The organism is Galbibacter mesophilus (assembly GCF_023721415.1).
Classification (GTDB): Bacteria; Bacteroidota; Bacteroidia; order Flavobacteriales; family Flavobacteriaceae; genus Galbibacter; species Galbibacter mesophilus.
The window spans coordinates 571,662-592,932 of the sequence record NZ_JAMQVC010000002.1 but is presented as its reverse complement, the minus strand read 5'-3'; the positions used below and the strand labels follow the sequence as shown (position 1 = coordinate 592,932).

Sequence of the window (21,271 nt, the reverse complement as noted above, 5' to 3'; positions counted from 1 at the left end):
TACTTGATGAGTTTTAATCGGTATTATTAATTCTTTTAAATTTCTGAATATGATAATTCAATAAATCGACCACATAGATCGCTCCGTCACTACCTATTTCAATATCGTGATATCGGCAAACAGGTCCGTTATAGTCGCCATCTCTTCCCCATTGATGATCTATTTTCAATTCATTATTAAACTTATTGATATTGGACCCAAAAATCTGAGACCCCTTCTTTAAGTAATCAACAGAAAAAAGAGCATTGTTGTTTTGGTCAACATTTACGGCGTGCACTTGTGCGTCATCAAGATTTCTCTTTTCTTCTAAAAATTTACCTTCCGCAGAAAAAATTTGAATACGAAAGTTATCACGGTCGGCAACCACAACATTTCCGTCTTTATCTATATCCAAGGAATGTGGAGTGTTAAACTGACCTTTTCCTGTACCCTTTTCACCCCATTCAAAGATATAATCTCCTGCAGCGGAAAATTTTACAATTCTGCTATTTCCATAACCATCTCCTACATAAAATGAGCCGTCTTCGGCAATAGCGACATCCGTTGGTTTGTTAAAATGATTTTTGTCGGCTCCCGGAATACCTTCCTCCCCTAAAGTAAACAAAAGGTTTCCTTCAGCATCAAACTTAAAAACTTGATGTAAAAGCACATCGGTTATCCAAATATTATCATCTTTATCTACTGTTAAACCGTGTGGCCAGCAAAAAAGATTGGCGCCCCATTCTTTAATGACCTCTCCGGTTTCAGCATTTATTTTCAGAAGTGTATTTACTTGTATTTTATTGAGCGTGGTATCCCCAGCTACAGCATTTGCACGGTGAAAAACAATCAAATTTCCTTGGCTATCCATTCCCAATCCAGAAGGCTGTCCAATGGAAAATCCTTTGGGAAATTTAGGCCAGTTTTCAACAAGCTCATACACATCGACACTCGTATTATTTTGTTGCGCCGAACCAACCTCAACAACACAAAACACTAGAATAAAAAATGATTTGATACAGGTTTGGAGATGCTTCATAGAATTCGTTATAAATGATTTTTTTCTACTCGTTTTCGGCGTCAGTTTGATTTTTTCGCACCCATTCGTGTCTGCGGGAATTCACTGATGAATCTTCGCCCATCCAAACCCAAAGCTTTATAAGTCCGTTTTGGTGTGCACTCACCAAGAAGCTACCATCAGCATTAAAATCGATATACTCGGCATGGTCGCTGGCCCAAACTTTATGTGCCACTGGAATAGCATCGTTACCATTATTTATAATATCAAAAACTCGATAAACGTAAATATAAGGGTCATGCCCAGCGTGAGCGATATAATTTCCACCAGGATGCCAGGAAACGGACTCAATCTTTTTACCAGTATGGTTAAACATTTTCACCAATTTTCCAGTCTTCCATTCCCATAAGTATGCGTTTCCTCTTGAAGTTCCTCCCTGTCCAACGGCAAATACATATTTCGCGTCTGGAGAGAAAACACCGCTAGTAAAAATAGTGTGGTACTCTGGTTTCAATGTTTGCTCCAATTTCCAATTAGAGGCGTTATAAATTTTTACAGCACCGTGCCCCACTGCCAAAAGATATTGATCGTCTTGGGTAAAAAACAATTCGTTCACTGTGTTTCCAAAATCCATTTTCTTTACTTCTTTTCCAGTGGACATATCGTAAATATGAATCCATCCTTGAAGTTCATCCCCTTCTTTGGTTTTTTCTTCCCCCACAGCCAGCAAAGCACCTTTATGCGACCAAGTTAAGCCATCTACGGCCTTCTTCAGTTTTATGGTTTTAAAGACTTCACCTGTTTTACTTTCATAAATGGTAATTAAATAATCTTCACTAGCGGCAGCTACATATTTTCCATCGGCAGACCAGCCAACGCGTTCCACTTCTTCAGCGGTATAGTTTCTCCAGAGTTCAGCACCATCTGAAGTACGCCACATTATTACTGAATTATCATATTTTGTACCGCTAACAATATATTTTCCGTCAGGGGAAAACTCAGCACTTTCTACAGAACCAGGCTCTCCCAAAGCATCGGCTACACGAGACCAAACGGGCTCTAGCCTAAGTTGATAATTTAAATATTGTTGTGCCGATAAAAGATTTATACCGGCTAATATGGTTAAAAGAATACTTAATTTCTTCATGGTAATAATTTGTAACTTTTTATTTAATTCCTTCTACTTTAATTTCTTGACCTTCTACAATAAGCGGAGCGCCGCTTTCATTTACTGATTGCAAGTACTCAAACAATTCCTTTCCTTTTCCTTGGTTTGGATCATACAATCGCAAAAAATTATCATCCTCCCTCCAAGTTGGAACTAAAGAAACTTCTTTCAGTTTTTTGTCTTCTACCGAAATATGAACCATTAGTCCTTCTCTATATCTACTGGATCTATTGCTTCTTAAATCATCAAAAGCTGCTTGCCCCAAACTGTGAAAAATAGGTTTTCCTTGGTGCAGTTCCACTTTTTGATATCGATGCGGACCATGACCAAAAACAACATCGGCACCAGCATCGATAACGGCTTTTCCTATGTCACTTTGGTAGGATACCGGTTCGTAAGTATCTGAAACGCCCCAGTGATAGGATACGATAACCACATCCACTTTTTTTCGGAGCTCTTTAATATCATTTACCATCAATGCTTTGGAATTTTCATCCATCCAAGTAATAACAATGGGTGGCTGCCCAGGTTTATCAACATTTTTAGGTGGTTGATAAGCGGTATGTACTTTTATTTGAGCAATTCCTGGCTGATTTTCTGTAGCTGCATGATTTGTAGGAAACACCGTGGCCGCATATTGCATAAACCCAACCTTTAATCCTTTTTTCTCAATAATTACAGGTTGATGTGCTTCTTTAATATTTTTTCCGCCACCAGCATATTTTATCCCAGCTTTGTCCAACACACCTAAACTTTTCATCAATGCTTGGTATGGGTACGTTACGTTATTGGCTACTCCTACCGCATCTATTCCCGCCGCACTAAGTGCTTCCACTTGATCTGGATTGGAATACCTCCAATTTTTATGCGGAATGTCTGTTTTAGTGGTATCTGAAGTTCCTCCTGCAAAAGGGCCTTCTAAATTCACGAATATAAAATCGGTTTCTTTAAATGTTGGGATAAGATATTTATAAGCTTCGGAAGGATTTTCGCGATGCTGAATATTATTATCCCCTAAAAGGATGATGGATTGTGTGTTCTTAGATTTACTTTTAAAATTCCATGGTTTGTTGCTTTGGGAAAAAATTATCAGTGGCATCATAATCACACTGAATGGCAACAACTTAAATACGTACTTCATTGATCGGTTTTCTATGTTAGTTTTACTTCGTTAGTAGCATGAATCATGCATTTTTATAAGGTAGTCACTTTTTTATGTTTGTCAATATACGATTGTTCAATATCAATAGCCAAACCTGGTCCGGTAGGAACATCTATTTTTCCATCTTTCACCTTTAGGTCAGACGTCTTGCATTCAAACGGAATGGTATTGTTAAAGCCTTTAAACTCGTGATACGGACCAGCATTTGGTAATGCGGAAACAAAATGCATCATGTACAAATAGCCCAGACCCGAACCTGATATATGTGGTACGCAAGGTTTTCCTAGCGCATGAGCCATTTTAGCCACTTTCATCGATCGAATCATTCCGCCGAAATAAAATATATCGGGTTGTACAATATCCAATCCGTTATTTCCCAACAACCATCTAAAGTTATGCATGCTTCCCTCCTGTTCTCCACCAGCTATTGGCACACTTAATTTATCCTTCACCTGTTTGGTTTCTTCGTACCAATCAAATGGAACCGGTTCTTCAAAAAAATCGAATTTATTTTCTTGCATTAATTTCCCTATTCGAATCGCTTCTTTCACATCATAACCGCCGTTGGCATCAGCATAAATAACCATTTCGTCTCCAAAAGCTTTTCTCACCATTGGGATTAGTTGTTCGCTTCTACCTTCAGGCAAATCCTTGTCGCCCATCCTTCCCGCAACTTTAAATTTTAAAGCCTTGGATTGCGTTTCTTCTACTTGCTTTTTAATTCCTTCTAAAGATTCTTCCGGAGATTTCCCTCTAAAATTATTGGCTTGATAAACGCCTACTTTTTTATTGTGCGTGTCTCCGATTAATTGGGTGATCGGTTTATTGGCAATTCTCCCTAAAAGATCCAGAATGGCAAATTCTACCGTGGCTACAGGTACCCAAACCGCGTAACTCTGCATTTTATAATTGCTTTTGTAGGTGTAAACTTCTTCAATTAGCTTATCCAACTCACGAGCATCTTTTCCAACAAAAAATGGCGCTACCCTTTTAGTTAATATTGGGTAGAGGTAATGCATTCTAATATTGTTGCTTACTGAAATCCCCACTTGCCCATCCTCCGAAAGTACTTTACAGATGAAATTCCCTTCGTGCACCAAAAGGTTCACTTCTTTTATAATTATGGGAGTACTGAAAAGCTCTTTCTTTAGAACAGGCTCTTTTAAAACTTTATCCAACTTTTCATAACGCCTATTTTCTTCCTCTGAAATGGGCATGCCAAAAGAAGGCAATAATGCTCCGCCGATGGCACCACCCGCTAAAGTGGTGAAAAAATTTCTTCTGTTTGATTGCATTTACTTATTTTAATTTCATTTCTAATTCGTCGATTGTTAGTGCCCCTCTCCAAAAATCATTAACTCCAATAATAGCGTTATAGCTTTTGGCAAGTGCTTTTCCGGCAATGGAAGTATTATTTTGCACTAACCCATTGGCCTCTTTTCTGTCAATTTCATCTATATCGCTAAGAGTAGAAACTTTTACGAGAATAGTATCGCCTGGAGTAATAAAAGGTGAAGGGTACGCATTTAAATTTCCATTAAATTCCACAAATTTCTTTGCCAACGAATTGTAATATTCATCTGTACTTTCTCTATACGACTGCATTCTTAACACCCATTCTGGTCCTAACTTCTCATCAGGTTTAATGGTGTGGAAACGTGTAAAGGTTCGAGGAGTTATTTCCTTAAACAAGGAAGCTACTTCTTCATCATCTTTGGAAGAAGCTTTTTTTCCTTTGGAATAAAAAATATCTAGCAAAGCAGCATCATGCGCGATTTGTTGCTCCTGACTTCCTTCCTCTTTTAAGACGTCCAAAGCCGCTGTGCCAGCCAATCCCCCTAAAATTACAGCCAACCGCTCGCTTTCCTGTTTGCTCATTGTCCCGAGTGTAACCTTTTCTTTTAATCTTTGTAATGCTGCCAATTTATCTTTTTGGGAAAAAGGCATGTGCAAACCTGAAAAAAAGGCATTCCCAGGTGCCAAATTATTTATATCTGAGGCTAATGCCCTTTGAATGTCGCTCCCTATAAAATCTGATCCTGCTACCAAAACAGCTGTTTTATGCAACAAAATAGTTGGCGTTACATAAATTCCCGAAGAACTACTTACTACGGAAGTATCAAAAGCTCCTGAAGCCCACATAAAACGAGGTAACAACATTCCCGATGTGGCAATTGCCCCTGTTTTTAAAAATGCTCGCCTATTTTGTACAAATGACTTGCTTTCTGAAATCTGCTTATCTACTCGCTTCATATTCTGTGGGATTTAGTGAAAATTTCAACTTGATCGTACACTTGTTCCTTGCTTATTTTCCTATTGAAAAAATCAGCGGCGCTACTTATAAATCGATAGCTTCTAGCTAATCCTTGGGCGTAATGACTTTGTGCTCGGCCTTTTTCAGCTGCTTGCTCAACATTTATTCCTGATGAACCTTTTTGCTGTATTTCACGAACCATTTGAATAATTTCATCTTTATCATCATAAAAATTAAGGTCGTCTATGTACCTTTTCATTTTTTTTGGGTCCGGACTTTGATACGCTTCAATATACACTTCCAAGTTTTCACTCAGTTTTTGATATTCCGAAGGAAAAGCGTCTAACCATTCATCTATATTAGAAGCCGTTTCATTAAATTTTCGTATCCCGATTAATTGTTGTTGGGTTAGACTGCACAAAAGATGTTCGATATACGGTTGATGTAAAAGTGTAGCTCCTGGATGAGACTGCATATTAGTTTCCAGTGTAGCACCGGAGAATGCGACCCTTGAGGAAATAGATGCTGCTTTTCCATGATTATAAACCTTCGAGAAAGTTATCGCATCGCAATAAATCTGGTTTTCATAACTTGAAAAATGAGGATCTTTAATATCTTCTGATTTAATGTAGTTTGGTTTTACTTGAAGATCGATCGCTCTGTGACTGAGCCAACCAATGGCTGCTGCCAATTTTTCCTCGGTACCATCACCAGGTTTTCTGTTTTCCCAGCGATCCCTAACTTCTTCAATTATTGGAATTGCAAAAAGGTGATTTCCTCTCGCTCCACTGGATATTAGTCCAGCATCTGGTTGATTTTTTACTGCTGTACTGAAGGCTTTAGGAATTCCAGTCATCTTACTGATCATCCTTACCGAGTCCTCATAAACAGCTATGTGTGTTATGTGTTCTGACATGGTATTGTTTTCATATTAAATCGTGCATAAATTCTTCTCACAAAAACAATAAATTCAATAGATCTTCACTATTACCTCATTGTTTTCAAGAAAATTAACACTGATTTTATTATACAGTTTTGGTATGCTGGTTTGTTGCAAATTAATTCCAAAAAAAGAGTTTCACAAATGAAGAAATTCATTTATTGAAAAGCAGACTGCTTAAAAAGTAATAAATACTCTTATAACCGATAACAACTTGAATATAAGACGCTGACAATCAGTAAATAGAAGCGAAAACACAAAGTTACATTTGTAACAAAAGAATTTTTTTTTTTAAACATTACTTATTAAACAGTCTGCCAAAGCAACTGTTAACCAATTCAAATTAAGTGTGGTTTTATTAGCAAAACCTTTCGGAATTGCTAATAGACATTTCTAATTTCTTAGTTGTAACCGGGGTTTTGTTCGAGCTTATCGTTTACGTCCAATTCCCTGTTGTTAATTGGCCAAAGTAATTGATACGTTTCGTCTTCACTCATTTGGCTCCTTTCTTCGGTTTCTGCATATTCCATGCGCGCCCATTCGTAATTGTTGGCAGGGAAACGGGACAAGTCGTGCCATCTGTGTCCTTCAAAAGCCAATTCTACAAATCTTTCATCTTGAATGGCTTGAAAAATATCTGCAGGGGAAGTGGCCGTAGTGGGCGGAATCTGTGCACGGTTTCTTACCGTATTCAGCAAAGCAATAGCATCCGCCGTTTGGTTCAGTGCATTCAAGGCCTCGGCACGCACAAGCATAATGTCTGCTAGGCGTATTAAAACTAAATTCGGAATTAATTGCCCTTCACCAACATTATGTTTGTTAATGTAGAAACTAAAACCAGCATTTTGCTCTGGATCCATGGGTTTTAAAACGGCATCTTTTCGAATATCCCCAGGGAAAGTGTTAAAAGCATCAATTAGCTTTTGGTTAGGTACTATCCGAGCACGGGCTCTTGGTCCATTTTCACTAGCTTCAAACTCCCTGTACAAATCATCGCTACTGTTTATCTCGATGGTTTCCGTTTGAATTTCAAAAATAGATTCGCTAGTATTTCCCGCTCCCGCTTCAAACATCGTAAAATAGTTATCCGCTGGAACCAATCTGTACAGTCCCGAGTTATCTATTACTTTCTTTGCATAATCTGCCGATGCTTGAAAATCGCCTCCATCGGCAAAATCAGTGTACGCTCTGCGCAGGAATACTTTAGACAATACCGCTTGAGCAGCTCCTTTAGTCGCTCTTCCGCGTGTAAAAACTTCACTTGCATATTGCGTTGGTAAAAACTGTTCACCGTATTCCAAATCTTCAATTACTTGCTCATAGACTTGTGGTAAGGGAGTCCTTTCTACATTTAGAACCGCAGGGTCTGAAGATTGAGTTGTATTCAGTATTACAGGTACGGGTCCGTACCATTTCAATAAATTCCAATAAAAGAATCCTCTTAAAAACCGAGCTTCTCCCATGTATTGCTCCCTGCGATTATCAAGATCTAAAGCAGGATCGCTAATATTTGGTAGATTTTCAATGATATCATTTGTTCGATGGATTCCTTGGTACAAAGCACGCCATAAATCCCTTGCAGGACCATGGTCTGCATTAATTGCATGATCGTTTGCCCTGTTGTTATTACCTCCGGAACTACTTGTAGTACTTTCATCGCTTGCCGCAGTGGCTGAAGCTTTAAAATCTCTACCTATTGCACCGGATTGTAAAACATCGTAAGTGGCGCTCAATGCGGCGTTTACCTGTTCTTCATTTTGAAAAAAGTTTTCACTGGCAATTACACTAATAGGTTCCTGCTCCAATGTATCACAAGAAACAATGCTTATTGCCACTAATGCTATATATATTTTTATATTGAGTTTCATTTTGCTACTATTTTAAAATTCTAGAGTAAAACCAGTTAAAAACGTTCTTGGTTGCGGTTGTACCAAGTAATCAATTCCTACTGCAGTAACCACACTATTGTTCTGGGATTCTGGATCGTAGCCCGAGTAATCTGTAAACAAAAATGCATTTCTAACCGCCACATACAAGTTAACAGAACCTGAATCCAAATTAGTAAAAGAACTAAAAGGCAAAGTGTAGCTCAAACGGATGTCCTTAATACGCAAGTAAGATCCATCTTCTAGAAAACGGTCTGATATCTCCCGGTTGTTCGCACCAACTGCTGCGAGTCCTGTAGGATCGGTAAACCTAGCTTGCGGAATATTGGTGATATCCCCTGGGCTCTGCCATCTATTCAAAATATCTGTACTTTGATTTCTAAAACCGGTCATGCTCTCCAAAACAGCAGCTGTTTGGTTATAAATATCATTACCATAAGACCATTGCATAAAAATGCTTAACTCTAAATTTTTATATGAAAAATTGTTTGTAAATCCGCCCGTGTGAATCGGCAAAGCATTCCCAAAAATTTGACGATCACTAATACCGATAGTTGGATTTCCATCTTCGTCTACACTTCCGTCAAGGTTTTCATAAATAATGTTTCCATTGTCAGGATCTACCCCTTCTACTTTATAACCGTAGAACGAACCAAATGATTCTCCTACCCTAAAAACACTACGCGTTCCATCCGTTCCAAAGGCATCGGGTTGTTGTTGGGAAAAGTCAGAACCAATTGGATCATTAGGATCAAAATCTGGTAGTTCGGTAATTTCGTTTTGATTAAAACTGATATTAAAATCGGATGTCCAACGGAAATCGCCATCAATATTAACAGTAGAAAAAGCCAATTCCAGTCCTTTATTCTCCATTTTACCAATGTTGGAACCGTTATCTTGTTGAAAACCGGATGTCCATGGAAGCTGTCTAAAGAATAATAACTTATCAGTAAACTTGTGATAAACATCTGCTGTAATGTTCACTCTTCCATTAAACATAGTGAGGTCTAAACCTAAGTCGTATTGCGTTGTTTCTTCCCAAGTCAAACTCGGGTTGGCAATACTTGTTTGGGCAATTCCAGGGAATGTACTTAAATAATCCTGACCTGTTCCGTAAAGTGCCAATGAAGGGAAATCTCCGGAAAGTCCTTCTTGATTACCTGTAACCCCAACACTACCTCTTATTTTTAAATCGGTAAGCCAGTTGGCATTCTCCATAAATCCTTCTTCTGAAATACGCCATCCCACAGAGGCCGATGGAAAATAACCGAAGCGGTTGTCTTCACCAAAACGCGAAGAACCATCGGCTCTTAGGGACGCCCCCAACAAGTATTTGTTATCAAAACTGTAATTTACCCTACTGAAATAAGACACCAATCCGTAATTGGTTATATAATTATTTGGTGGTGTTGGCGTAGAGATGGCAATCGTGGTCACAATATTGGATCCAGCAAGGGAACCACCCGCTCTTAGAAGGTATTCTTCTCTTTCTAAAATACTGAAACCTAACAGGGCATTTAAACTGTGCTTTTCTCCAAACATTTTATTGTAGGTAAGCGTATTTTCAAAACTCCATAATGTTTGTTCAAAGTTTGCCCCAGTAGCCTCCGCCCCTGCTCCAAAACCTTCAATAGTATTTGGAATGAATCGTTGCTGGCGGTCTTGAAGGTAATCTACTCCAAAGGTTGTTTTAAAATCCAAGCCTTGTAAAATGTTGTATTCAGCATAAAAATTCCCTAAAACTCTTTTCTGTTTACTGTTGAAGGTGATTTCTTCTGCTAGTTGAACTGGATTTCCTACCGGATCTAAGTTGTTAGGATCTTGAAAATAAGATCCATCTTCGTTATAAACTGGGAAATTCGGATTAAAAACCAAAGCGGAAGCTAAAGGATTTAAGCTATTGAAATCGGTGAAAACCCTATCGTTGTCTGAGTAACTCAAAGTCAAGCTATTTCCAATTTTTAGCTTAGTAGTAGCCTGATGGTCAACATTAATCCTTGCATTTACCCTGTTGTACGCTTGATTTCTAATAGTTCCTTTTTGGTCGAACATTCCTAGGGAAACGTAATATTTTGTTTTTTCGCCCCCAGCCGTCATACTTAAATTAACATCCGTAATGGGTGCAGTACGAAAGACTTCATCCTGCCAATCGGTATTTATGCCTGTGTATTCAATAAAATCTGGAACTGGGGTATTGGTATTTAAAATGGCATTATCGTTGGCAATGGATTCATTAATAAAATCTACGTATTGCCTTCCATTTAACAAATCCAGTTCGTTTGGCACTTCTTGAAGTCCGGTGTAGCTATTCAACTGAAATCTAGTTTTTCCGCTTTTACCTCTTTTGGTAGTAATTAGAACCACCCCGTTGGATGCACGAGCTCCGTAAATTGCCGTAGCTGCCGCATCTTTAAGAATTTCCATGGACTCGATATCGTTGGGGTTTAAATCACTGGTAGAAGTAGTTAATTGTCCACCTGCATCCAACACGTTGGTTGTGATATTATTCATTTGTACCCCATCTACAATGTACAATGGTCTATTTTGCCCCAATAAAGATCCATTTCCTCGAATTCTCACATAGTTTTCAGCTCCAGGAGCCCCTGAATTCTGAACCACCTGAACCCCCGATGCACGTCCTTGTAGCAATACATCTGCAGAAGTAACCGGAAAATTCTTTACATCATCACCACTTACCGACGCTACGGAAGTAGTTAATTGTCCACGTTTTTGAGTACCATAACCAATCACAATCACTTCATCTAAACTTTGAGTTTCCTCTTCCAGTTTAACGTTAATGGTAGATTGATTATTTACAACAATATCCTTTGTTCTAAAACCAATATAACTGTAAGAAAGCGTTGCTTTATCGGATTTTAAAGTGATACTGTACTTCCCTTCAAAATCGGTAACAACTCCGTTGGTAGTTCCTTTCTCAATAACACTTACGCCAGGTAAAGGAACATTCTTGTTGTCTGTTACAACTCCTTCTACCACTTGTTGAACGGAACTCATTTTGGCTGGCATTCCACTCATATTATCAATAGCAGAAGACTTAAATTCTTCATTTACAAGCAATACAATTTGCTTAGACTTTACTTGATAATAAATCTTGGTGTTTTTAAACATTCCATCCAAAACCCTGTCGAGAGGCGTATTGTTGGCCTTTATCGTAACTTTTTGGGAAGGATCGATCTTGTTAACATTGTACAAAAACTTGTACTTGGTAAGTGATTCTAGTTCCTCCAGTGCCTTTTCCAGATTAACATCCTCCAAGTTTAACGTAACCTTGGTTTTCTGTGAATATGAATTTGCCTGCACTGTAAAGATTGAAACCAATAATAGAATTATGGTCAATTTCATCGCTAGGTTAGTTTTGAATAAAAGAAGCCTCGAAAAGCTAATTCGTGGTGTTTTTTTCATAATTTTGAAATGTTTTTAGTTAACTGAGTCTAGTTGATTAAATCCCAATCGGGAAAATGTTGCCGCATTTCCCGATTTTTTTTTGATCTGTATTACATACCTATATAATTTAAGGGTTATTAATTATAATTTTATTGTTGTTCCTCTCAAAAGCAAACGGCGTCTCCAAAGCAAAAGAACTTAAAATTGCCTCTAAACTTTCCTCATCGAAACTTGCCGTAAAAACCTGATTGTTTAAGTGCTCATAATTACTTTCAATTTCCACATCAAAATGTCTTTTCAATTGAAGCATTATATGTTTAAACTTCATTTGCTTGAAAACTAATTTACCGTCTATCCAACTGGTATAAATGCTTGTATCTACTTTATCTATTCCTACTTCATGAGTCTCCGTATTCCAAGATGCCTTGTGCCCTGGAGTCAAAAGCGCTCCTTCGCCGGAGGAAGCATCTTTGGAAGTCAACTTGACAGAACCCTCTACCAAAACGGTCTGAATGGATGTTAACTCATCGTAGGCATTTACGTTAAATTTTGTCCCCAATACTTGTACATCCATGGATTTACTGGTAACGATAAACGGACTCTCTTTATTTGTGGTGACATCAAAAAAAGCTTCCCCTGTTAAAAACACCTGTCGGTTTTTGCCTTTTAGAAATTGTACTGGATATTTAAGACTACTTCCAGCATTTAAATGAACCACCGTTCCGTCTGAAAGTTTTACATCAAACCTTTTACCGTATGGAACCCGTAAAGTATTGTAAAGAAGCTTCTTGGGCTCTTCTACATTTTTATAGGTGATTGATTGCCCCTGCTGTAATCCAATCACTTTTCCTGATTTATCTTTTACCGCTTGAGATTGGCCGCTAACAATGGTTCTCACTTCCCCGTTATCCAATTCCAGCGTAATGGTATCCTGATTGGAAATTACATTTTGCTCTTTTCCAAAGTTTTGGAATACCAAAGTCCCTCCTAGAAAAAGGACCCCTATAAAAACCGCCGCATAGGCTAAAAGGCTTTGCTTTCTTCGTAATGTATATTTTTGGTGATTTTTCTTTTTGGTAAGTAGTTTTTCCCAAACTTCTTCTGAATCAATTTCCTCTAAATCCGGTATCGCTACCCCTCTCTTCTTCATTTGCAAAAGCCGCTGGTATAAAAACTGATTATCTGACGATTTGGATAGCCATGCATTTAAAATCACTCGTTCTTCTTCAGAAAGATCTGTGTGTAAACTTTTAACGATAATTCTTGTCTCAGAAATTGTTCTCATAAATCTTCATTAGTCCTCAAAAGAAATCAGAAAAAGATAGATATCATTTTATTAATTGATATGAGGATTTATGATAAAGACCTTGAAAAATGAAATAGGGTAGGCTTAAAATGAGAAAAAATTATTTTTTTCAGATAAAAAAAGAATTTATGACAATTATTAGCATTCCAAAATCCTTATTTGATAATGAATTGCGTAAAATGCGATACGCGCTTTTCATGTGATATTTAACTGTATTGGTACTAATATCGAGCGAAGTTGCTGCCGTTTCGTATTTTAATCCGTTTAGTGCACAAAGTTCAAAAACCTTTTTACACTGTCCTGGTAATTGGTCAATAGCCTGAAGTAACGCTTTTTCTTCAATTACACGGGTATTGTTTTCTTCGGAAGAGTATGGTGTTGCAAAAACAGGTTGTTTGAGATTTTCCTGAAGCCGTTTGGTTTTGGCTAGCTTTTTAAGCCTTTTTAAGCTCGTATTTTTAACAGCTATAAAAATGTAACTTTCTAAGTCCGAAATTTTATCCCAATTATCCTTAAGTAGCATTTTATACATCACATCTTGCACCGCATCTTCTGCTTCGTGCATGCACTCCAAATAACTGTAGGACAAAAGGCACCATTGCCGGTAATTGGCAACAAAAATCTTTTTTATTCTATCTTGGTTGGTTGAAGTCATCTAGAATAATAGCAGTTAAAAAAGATTATAATTGATTATTTCTCTTTTTAAATGGTGTTTTATTGATAATTATGCATGCAATATATTAATTAATTATCTATTTACAAATACGTTTTTGCTTTCGGTAATCAAAAAGTAAATGCTAACCATTAATTTGTTTAGGTAGAAAATTGGGTTTTAAGAGCTATTTGAGATGTTTCAACTCAAAGCTAGCTGCAAACTGAAATCAGCCGCACACTAAATCACATTTTATATTGATCATACTAACGAAATGAAAAGAGCTTGCCTATTTCCATCAATAATTTGGTGATAATAATTAGGAATTTTCAAAAATGTCCGTAAATTTGTCCGTGTACGTAAAAACGTCCGTTAAAATTATGGCAACAATAAATTTCTATTTAGATAAACCCGACAAAAAAGGACTTTCACCTATCCATTTGAGAATTAACTGCAATGGAAATCAAGTAAAGTTAGCGACAGGTCAAAAAATAAAATCAAAGAATTTCAATAAAACCAAACAACGAGCAACGGGAACTAGCTACGAAACTCGTGAAATAAATCACTACTTAAACTTTCTAAACGAAAGAGCAGACGAAATTTTGCATCATTCAAATAAAAAAGTATTTGATAAAAATGAAGTAAAAGCTCTTTTAAACGAGCATATAGAAAACTACAAAGAAAACAACAATGTCAATTTGGTCAAAGAGCAAATATCTCTGTATGGAAAACCAATTACATTCGTAGATTTATTTGCAGGAGCCGGAGGCTTTAGTGAAGGCTTTTTACAAGCAGAACATAATAACAAGTTTTTCGATTTTATTGTAGCAAATGACATTAATGAAAATTGTGAATTAACTCACATAGTTAGGTATAATCATCAATTAGGTTTAGATGCTAAATTTTTAACACAAGATATCACCGAACCTGATTTTTTAGATAATTTACTGGAAAAAATTGATGGAAAAACTATTGATGTTGTCTGTGGTGGTCCACCTTGTCAGAGTTTCAGTTTAGCTGGAAAGCGTAAAAAATTTGACAAAAAAGACGACCTGTTTTCACATTATTTAGAAGTTATAAAAGTATTGCAACCAAAATACTTTGTAATGGAAAACGTGAAAGGTATTCTAACAAAAGAAGGCGGAAAAATAAAAGAGTTAATAATTAATGAAATTAATTCAATCATTGATATTAATGAAATTCCTCTTTTAATCGCATTTATCAAGAAAAGCAGAACAGAATCGAATTCGTTTATATACGATTGCTTAATTAAAAAGGTGGAACTTGAAAAGTTGCTCGAAAAAGACAAAGATTCTGGAAGAGAAGAATACATAAACTTTATTGATAATCGTTTTAGAAAAATAACGCCAAAAATTGCGGATTACAAAACGAGTAAAACTGATGTAAACATCAATACCATTCGACACGGATTTAAACTATTGTCTAGAACTAAACAATGGGATAAATTAAAACGTGACATCATCAAAGAAAAGGACTATTGCAACATTGATAGTGATGATTTTGCGGATGCTTTTACAGATTTTCTGACCGAAATTAGTCCTGAATCAATCATTTCAAAAATTGAAACATCATTTAAATCATTAAAAATTCCAGCAACTTTCAAAAAAGATTGCAACGACATTATTACAGCATTAAAAATTTACGCAACCTCTTTTGATGAATCGATTAATGTTTTAAAATCATGTTCCAATGTTTCTCAAAAAAAAGAATTGAATTCTATTTTAGAAAAAATTCGACTCTACAAAATAAAAAAGCCTTTTGTAGCCAATGCTTCCAATTATGGTGTTCCTCAAAACAGAGAACGTGTTTTATTTATCGGTTGTCGTAAAGACCAAAAATTTATTTCAGAAATTCCCTCAACAGTTTCAGAAGATGAAAAAGTAACCATTTTTGAAGCACTTTACGATTTAGATTTTATAGGGAATAACCAAGAAGCACACCGTTATGAATTGGTGGATATTTCAAAACAATATAACGGAACAGCAAAAAAAATGGCGAGTCTTCTCAAAAAAAGAAGTGTTGATGGCAAACCGATTTCAAAAGGAGGAAAATCTTATTCAGAATGGTCTAAAAATGGTCGATTAATTGAGCGTTTTCAACCACAAACCAAACCGTTTTACGTAAAAAATTCAGAAGCACTTGAAGCAGGAGAAAAATACTTTGACTTACTGAATAACCATAAAACAAGCAATCAAAGTGAAACTGTAATTAAGCGTTTAGATGTTATTCTGAAGAATGGCAGTTATAAAGATGCCCAATGCGAATTGGATAAATGCGGTTTAACTTCCAACAAACGAAACTACAATGTTTTGAAACCCAATGAGCAAAGTCCAACAGTTATGACAATTCCTGATGATTATATTCATTATAACACACCAAGAGCGTTAACTGTTAGAGAAATGGCTCGTTTACAGTCTTTTGACGACTCTTTTGTGTTTCAAGGCAAGCGTTCGACAGGTGGTAATAACAGAAAAACAGAAGTTCCACAATACACTTTGGTTGGAAACGCAGTTCCACCTTTATTAGCAAGAGCTGTCGCAAGTGAAATTTTAAAAAATATTAAGTGAGAAAACTTACTAACGCAGAACAAGAAAAGATAAAATTACTGACTAAAAACCAAGTTGCTCTTTCGTTAATTGAGCCTACCGAAACAGGATTGAAAAAATCAATTATGGACGCAACCGGGTCTATTCGTAGCTTTCTGAAAAGTGAAGGAATTCACGATTACAAATTACAAAAACAAGGTCCTGATAATAAAGTTATCATTCCAACAGTAATTCATACAGGCTTTAAGGTAATAAAATCAAAAGCCTCTTTATACAGGCCTCAAACTAAAAACGGAGACCCAAGAATTTGGTTTTATAGTTTAACGAAGATTGCTGACCCGAACGATATTATTGCAATCACTTATTTTAACGATAGTTTTCAAATTTTCAACTTAACAAAACTTGATGTCAAAACGTTGATTGATTCTTCAATTCAAAATCCATTTCAAGAGTTAATCAATGCAATCAATACAACTGAAAATGAGGTTGCTCTGGAGCTTTTATCAATGTTAAGAAAAATTGCAGGTTCCGGACCAATTCCTTCAATGGTAGATGCTGACACGTCTGTTGGTCGAACGCTTGAAACTGCATTGGAAATAGATATTAATTCTTCTAAACAGCCAGATTATAAAGGTATTGAGCTAAAGTCTTTCAGAAACAGTAGAACAAACAGAAAAAATCTGTTCGCTCAAGTTCCTGACTGGAAATTAAGTAAATTCAAAAGTTCAGCAGAAATTTTAGATGCTTTTGGCTACGAACGTGAAGATGACTTTAAACTGTATTGTACAGTTTCGGCAATTACAAGAAACTCACAAGGATTAAATATGAGAATTGATAGCGACATCAAGCAACTGATTGAGAACTCTGATAAACCTGAAATTGGAGATTTTGTGGTTTGGACTTTGGACAAGCTACACAATAGACTTAAATCAAAACACAAAGAAACTTTTTGGGTTGAAGCAGAAAGTATAAAAATAGATAATCGAGAACACTTTCAGTACAAATTGGTTGAACACACAAAAAAACCAATTACATCTCAATTTGATTTATTAATTGAACAAGGAATTATAACACTTGACCATTTAATAAAACGAAATTCCAAAGGAAAAGTAGTCGAAAAAGGACCTTTGTTCAAAATCAAGCCTAAAGGAATTGAATTATTGTTTCCGCCAAGTGAAACATATAACTTGTTATAAAGTCTACACAAGCTTAAGAACATCGCAATCCTCATTCCTACGGTCGCAAAGAACATTCATCTAGCTGAACCAAAGAAAAAGGCCATCAGGTAACAAAGTTTAAAAAAGCGATTTAATCGCTTAATCTTAACAAATTTATAAATTAGAGATCATTGTTAATCCAAATAATCAGTGCAGAAAATCCGCTACTTTTAATATACAAGACGGTTATTTACTTTCCAATTCCAAGAATCCAAGAATATAGGTAAGAGGTGCATTCCAGTTTAAACAAATTTCGTTACTGGCATAGCTGGGTTCTTCATCCACCCAACTTTTCATAGGTGCTACGTTTGCGGGATAATCCACATGCTCTTTATCATTCTGTCTGCTGTTGGGGCCTCCAGACAACAGTCCAGGAACCGGTTCTGCAATAGAATCTGCGGCACTCTGCCGATGATGGATAAACATAGGGGTTTTAGATCCATAGCCCGTTACGTAAGAATAACCCATAGGATTCTTCCCTAAAACGTAATCTGTATTTTCCCGTACCGCTTGTAAATACTTCTTATCCTTCGTAATTCGGTAGGCTTGCGCCATTAGCATACTGGCATTTAGAACATCGCTATTGGAGCCCCAATGAAAATCGGTGATGGATTGGAAATAAGGATTTGTTTCGGTAGCTTCTACCAACGAATCCGCTGAAGCGATTATGTTTGTTTTCAGTTTTTCAACTAAATCTCCTGGCATTCTTTCCGCATTGTTTAGCATACTAAACATTCCCAAAAAACGCATATATGCTGTCCAACTCTCCCCTGGTCTAAATGCATACGAAGGTTCATTTGCCAATAAATAATCTAAAAATTCCTTTTCTTCCGTAGAAACATAAAGTTCTGCCGCTGCCCAATAAAATTCATCATCAAAGTTTTTGTCCCCGTATTCTCCTGTATGAATATCTTCAGGGTTTCGAAATTCAACATTGGGATTTTTAATAGCCCAGCTCCAAGCTGAAAGTGCCCTTTTAAGACATTCTTCAGCATAGGCATTGTCTTCTTTATTGAAAATTCTATACGCTTGTGCCATTACGGCTGCAAAATCTAAGGTTGCTGCCGTACCCTTGCCTACAATATATCGCTGACTTACAGCTTCGTGAGGCATTACCATCCCTTCAAAATTCTTAGTCGTTAGTTTGTGAAACAATCCGCCGTCTTGGTCTTGCATCGTTAACAACCAATCCATTTCATATTTCATTTCATCTAAATAATCACTCGTGGCATTTCCACTTTCAGGAATATTTAAATCGATTTTATGTAACCTTTCCGGATATTGTTCATACAACAAAAACATTTGACCCAACGGAAATGCTGCATTGATTACATATTTGTTGTAATCTCCCGCATCGTACCAACCACCGGGCGAAGAGATGGTTTCTGTGGTATCCCTTCCACTGGAAATATGGAATTTCACTTGGTTATCTGGGTGTCCCAATGGACGCTCCCATTTACCTGCATATTTTTTTTCCAACGGCATACTAACTCCTTGATAGTAAAGTCCTCTTAGCGAACCTTTAAATACATCTTCCAAAACATTTTCTTGGATGGAAAAATCATAGGATTTGCCTAGTCCTTGAATGACCAATGCGTAGTTTCCTGTATCTTTTAGCTGACTAAAATCTGCTATTTTCACCTTCTCCCCTGCTAGTTTCCACTCCGTCGTTTGAGATAAATCTCCCTCCAATACAGTCTCTCCATTATTATTATTTATTACTGAAAACTTTGCTGCCTTTAAAGAATCGGCTATGATGGCTTTTTTGATAGCATTTGGATAATACCCGATTTGATTAATTCTAATAGCATCTTTTTGAGTTAATTCTTCGGATGTTTTATTTGATTGACAAGAAGAAATGAGAACAACGGTGATGAATACAATAAAAAGTAATGGTCTTAAAAATTTCATTTTAAAAGCGTATTAACAGTGAAACTTACATGCCGAAATACGGCGATGTATCACTTCCAAAAATAAATAATAACAGTGATTTCCGTTATCGATTAATTATCAACATGCAATACTATTTTCACAAAAACACCTTTAAATAGGTCAAATAACCCTCTCGATACGTTGCTAAACCTAAATTTCGGTATTTATTAGACCAAAAGACAGGTTATACAACCTAAATTTTTGTGTTTTTAACGTATACGGAACATTCTTTAACGTGTTTGTCGCGGCAAAAGACCGCAAGCGATAGGTTTTTTATTCCATCTGATACGTTGGAGGACGTGTCCAGCAAGGTCTTGAACGTCTCCCGATACGTCGGTGGACGTGTCCGACGAGGTCTCGAACGTATCCCGATACGTTGGTAGACGTATCCAGTGAGGTCTTGAACGTATCCCGATACGTTGGTAGACGTATCCAGCGAGGTCTTGAACGTCTCCCGACACGTTGGTGGACGTGTCCAGCGAGGTCCTGAACGTATCCCGACACGTTGGAGGACGTGTATTTTGGTGTTTTTAATCGGTTGATTTTAAGTTCTTAACAGAAATTACCTATTTTGGTAGTACCAAAACGACACCTATGCTAACTATTTTCCGAAGAAATAAAAGATTGGTAGATCTTTTCAACAATTTTATAGATATACATTGCCACATCATGCCGGGGATTGATGACGGTGCTAAAAATGTGGAAGCTTCCTATTATCATATAAAAAAAGCACCTAAACCAAAATTTAGGTGCTTTTAAAATAAATTTTATATTTCTATTTACTTCGCTGCAACGATTCTTACATCAACGATGTAATCTTCTCCAACCTCTAGGAGAGACTTGTCGATTTTTTTGTAATTCATTCTACTCTTAATATAGTCTTCAACCATTTCGTTTTCTGCATCTACGTTGATCACAATCAATTCGCTTTTTTTATTCACCATAAAATGAACTTTTGCTAGAAGATCTTTACTCGATACATCAAAAGATGGGGTTCCCAAAATGGCTGATAGTTGTGTTGACACTTCCTTACCAGTTGGTTTAGGGTCTTTCTCGTTGGCCAAAACAGTAGTTGAAACTGCCAATAATGCCATTACTAAGGTTAATTTAATTGTTTTCATAAAGCTTTTTTTGTTTTTTGATTACATGTCAAAATTACAACCACAAAACAACTTAAAAAACTATAAAACAGCTATTTAACCAACTCTTAAATGGTGTAACGTTTCCTTAATATCCACTATCAAATTACCATAATTTAAAAAAGACAGCAGCCACAGGCCTTGCCAAGAAAGACCGTTAAATTGACAGCGGAAAGAGAATAATTTTATTCTCAATAAGCAATTAAATTCTATAACTAAAAAACAAACTTCAACAGATTATCCTACTTTTTCTGCAAGAAAAAACCATATACTTTAACACTTTCCTATTCCCATAAAAAGAGCGCTTGTTCGTAACCTTAATTTTACAAACCATTTTGCTTTACAATCTCAATTTACATTGCTGAAACAAAAAACCCCGACGCAAAGGTCGGGGTTAACCCACCTACTTCTCAGTAGGCAGGTAAATTTCTCCATCAACCTCCCATGCGCCTTCGGCTTTGGGAGCTTGGGTCAATTCAAAAAAAAGTCAAAAAAAGACCCCGACGCAAAGGTCGGGGTTATTTCGTCCATCAACCTCCCATGCGCTTTCGGCTTTGGGAGCTTGGGTCAATTCAAAAAAAAGTCAAAAAAAGACCCCGACGCAAAGGTCGGGGTTATTTCGTCCATCAACCTCCCATGCGCCTTC

15 protein-coding genes are annotated in these 21,271 nt (G+C 36.7%); 3 read left to right on the top strand and 12 right to left on the bottom strand.

The window, feature by feature from the left end:
- Window positions 1-13 precede the first annotated feature (13 nt).
- The 10 genes from NDQ75_RS09365 to NDQ75_RS09320 form a co-directional block, all read right to left on the bottom strand.
- Entirely contained in the window at window positions 14-1,018 is a 1,005-nt protein-coding gene (locus tag NDQ75_RS09365) for a peptidyl-alpha-hydroxyglycine alpha-amidating lyase family protein (protein WP_202027214.1), read from the bottom strand.
- 25 nt (window positions 1,019-1,043) lie between these two features.
- A complete protein-coding gene (locus tag NDQ75_RS09360) occupies window positions 1,044-2,144 on the bottom strand; it encodes a WD40 repeat domain-containing protein (RefSeq protein WP_202027213.1) in 1,101 nt (366 codons plus the stop codon).
- A gap of 19 nt (window positions 2,145-2,163) precedes the next feature.
- The gene (locus NDQ75_RS09355; RefSeq protein WP_202027212.1) at window positions 2,164-3,306 is read right to left on the bottom strand and encodes a CapA family protein; all 1,143 of its coding nucleotides are present in this window, start codon (window positions 3,304-3,306) and stop codon (window positions 2,164-2,166) included.
- Between the two features lie 53 nt (window positions 3,307-3,359).
- Window positions 3,360-4,622, bottom strand: a complete 1,263-nt coding sequence (locus NDQ75_RS09350; RefSeq protein WP_202027211.1) for a mandelate racemase/muconate lactonizing enzyme family protein — start codon at window positions 4,620-4,622, stop codon at window positions 3,360-3,362.
- A 4-nt stretch (window positions 4,623-4,626) separates the two neighbouring features.
- Window positions 4,627-5,580, bottom strand: coding sequence for a hypothetical protein (locus NDQ75_RS09345; protein ID WP_202027210.1), 954 nt, complete (start codon window positions 5,578-5,580; stop codon window positions 4,627-4,629).
- Window positions 5,577-6,497: a hypothetical protein gene (locus NDQ75_RS09340; RefSeq protein ID WP_202027209.1), complete on the bottom strand. Its 921-nt coding sequence runs from the start codon at window positions 6,495-6,497 to the stop codon at window positions 5,577-5,579. Before NDQ75_RS09340 ends, NDQ75_RS09345 begins: the two co-directional genes overlap by 4 nt.
- 425 nt (window positions 6,498-6,922) lie before the next feature.
- Complete coding sequence (locus tag NDQ75_RS09335) at window positions 6,923-8,389, bottom strand: RagB/SusD family nutrient uptake outer membrane protein (protein ID WP_202027208.1); 1,467 nt, start codon at window positions 8,387-8,389, stop codon at window positions 6,923-6,925.
- 12 nt (window positions 8,390-8,401) lie between these two features.
- Complete coding sequence (locus NDQ75_RS09330; RefSeq protein WP_202027207.1) at window positions 8,402-11,770, bottom strand: TonB-dependent receptor; 3,369 nt, start codon at window positions 11,768-11,770, stop codon at window positions 8,402-8,404.
- Between the two features lie 169 nt (window positions 11,771-11,939).
- Window positions 11,940-13,097 carry a FecR family protein gene (locus NDQ75_RS09325; protein WP_202027206.1) on the bottom strand — a complete coding sequence of 386 codons (1,158 nt, stop codon included), beginning with the start codon at window positions 13,095-13,097 and terminating at the stop codon, window positions 11,940-11,942.
- 130 nt (window positions 13,098-13,227) lie between these two features.
- Window positions 13,228-13,773, bottom strand: coding sequence for an RNA polymerase sigma factor (locus NDQ75_RS09320; protein ID WP_202027205.1), 546 nt, complete (start codon window positions 13,771-13,773; stop codon window positions 13,228-13,230).
- Between the two features lie 332 nt (window positions 13,774-14,105).
- Here NDQ75_RS09320 and NDQ75_RS09315 point away from each other — a divergent pair, with 332 nt between their 5' ends.
- Together NDQ75_RS09315 and NDQ75_RS09310 are read left to right on the top strand one after the other, a co-directional pair.
- Window positions 14,106-16,358, top strand: a complete 2,253-nt coding sequence (locus NDQ75_RS09315; protein WP_317191276.1) for a DNA cytosine methyltransferase — start codon at window positions 14,106-14,108, stop codon at window positions 16,356-16,358.
- Complete coding sequence (locus NDQ75_RS09310) at window positions 16,355-17,533, top strand: MvaI/BcnI restriction endonuclease family protein (RefSeq protein ID WP_202027203.1); 1,179 nt, start codon at window positions 16,355-16,357, stop codon at window positions 17,531-17,533. The genes NDQ75_RS09315 and NDQ75_RS09310 overlap by 4 nt, the downstream gene beginning before the upstream one ends.
- 207 nt (window positions 17,534-17,740) lie before the next feature.
- On the opposite strand, the gene NDQ75_RS09305 is transcribed toward NDQ75_RS09310, so the two are convergent.
- Window positions 17,741-19,465, bottom strand: coding sequence for a glycoside hydrolase family 9 protein (locus NDQ75_RS09305; protein ID WP_202027202.1), 1,725 nt, complete (start codon window positions 19,463-19,465; stop codon window positions 17,741-17,743).
- Window positions 19,466-20,080: 615 nt separating this feature from the next.
- Between NDQ75_RS09305 and NDQ75_RS09300 the strand changes: the two genes are divergently transcribed.
- Window positions 20,081-20,245, top strand: a complete 165-nt coding sequence (locus tag NDQ75_RS09300) for a CpsB/CapC family capsule biosynthesis tyrosine phosphatase (protein WP_202027201.1) — start codon at window positions 20,081-20,083, stop codon at window positions 20,243-20,245.
- 20 nt (window positions 20,246-20,265) lie between these two features.
- Here NDQ75_RS09300 and NDQ75_RS09295 read toward each other — a convergent pair whose 3' ends face one another.
- Window positions 20,266-20,580, bottom strand: coding sequence for a hypothetical protein (locus NDQ75_RS09295; RefSeq protein WP_242513611.1), 315 nt, complete (start codon window positions 20,578-20,580; stop codon window positions 20,266-20,268).
- Window positions 20,581-21,271: the final 691 nt, after the last annotated feature.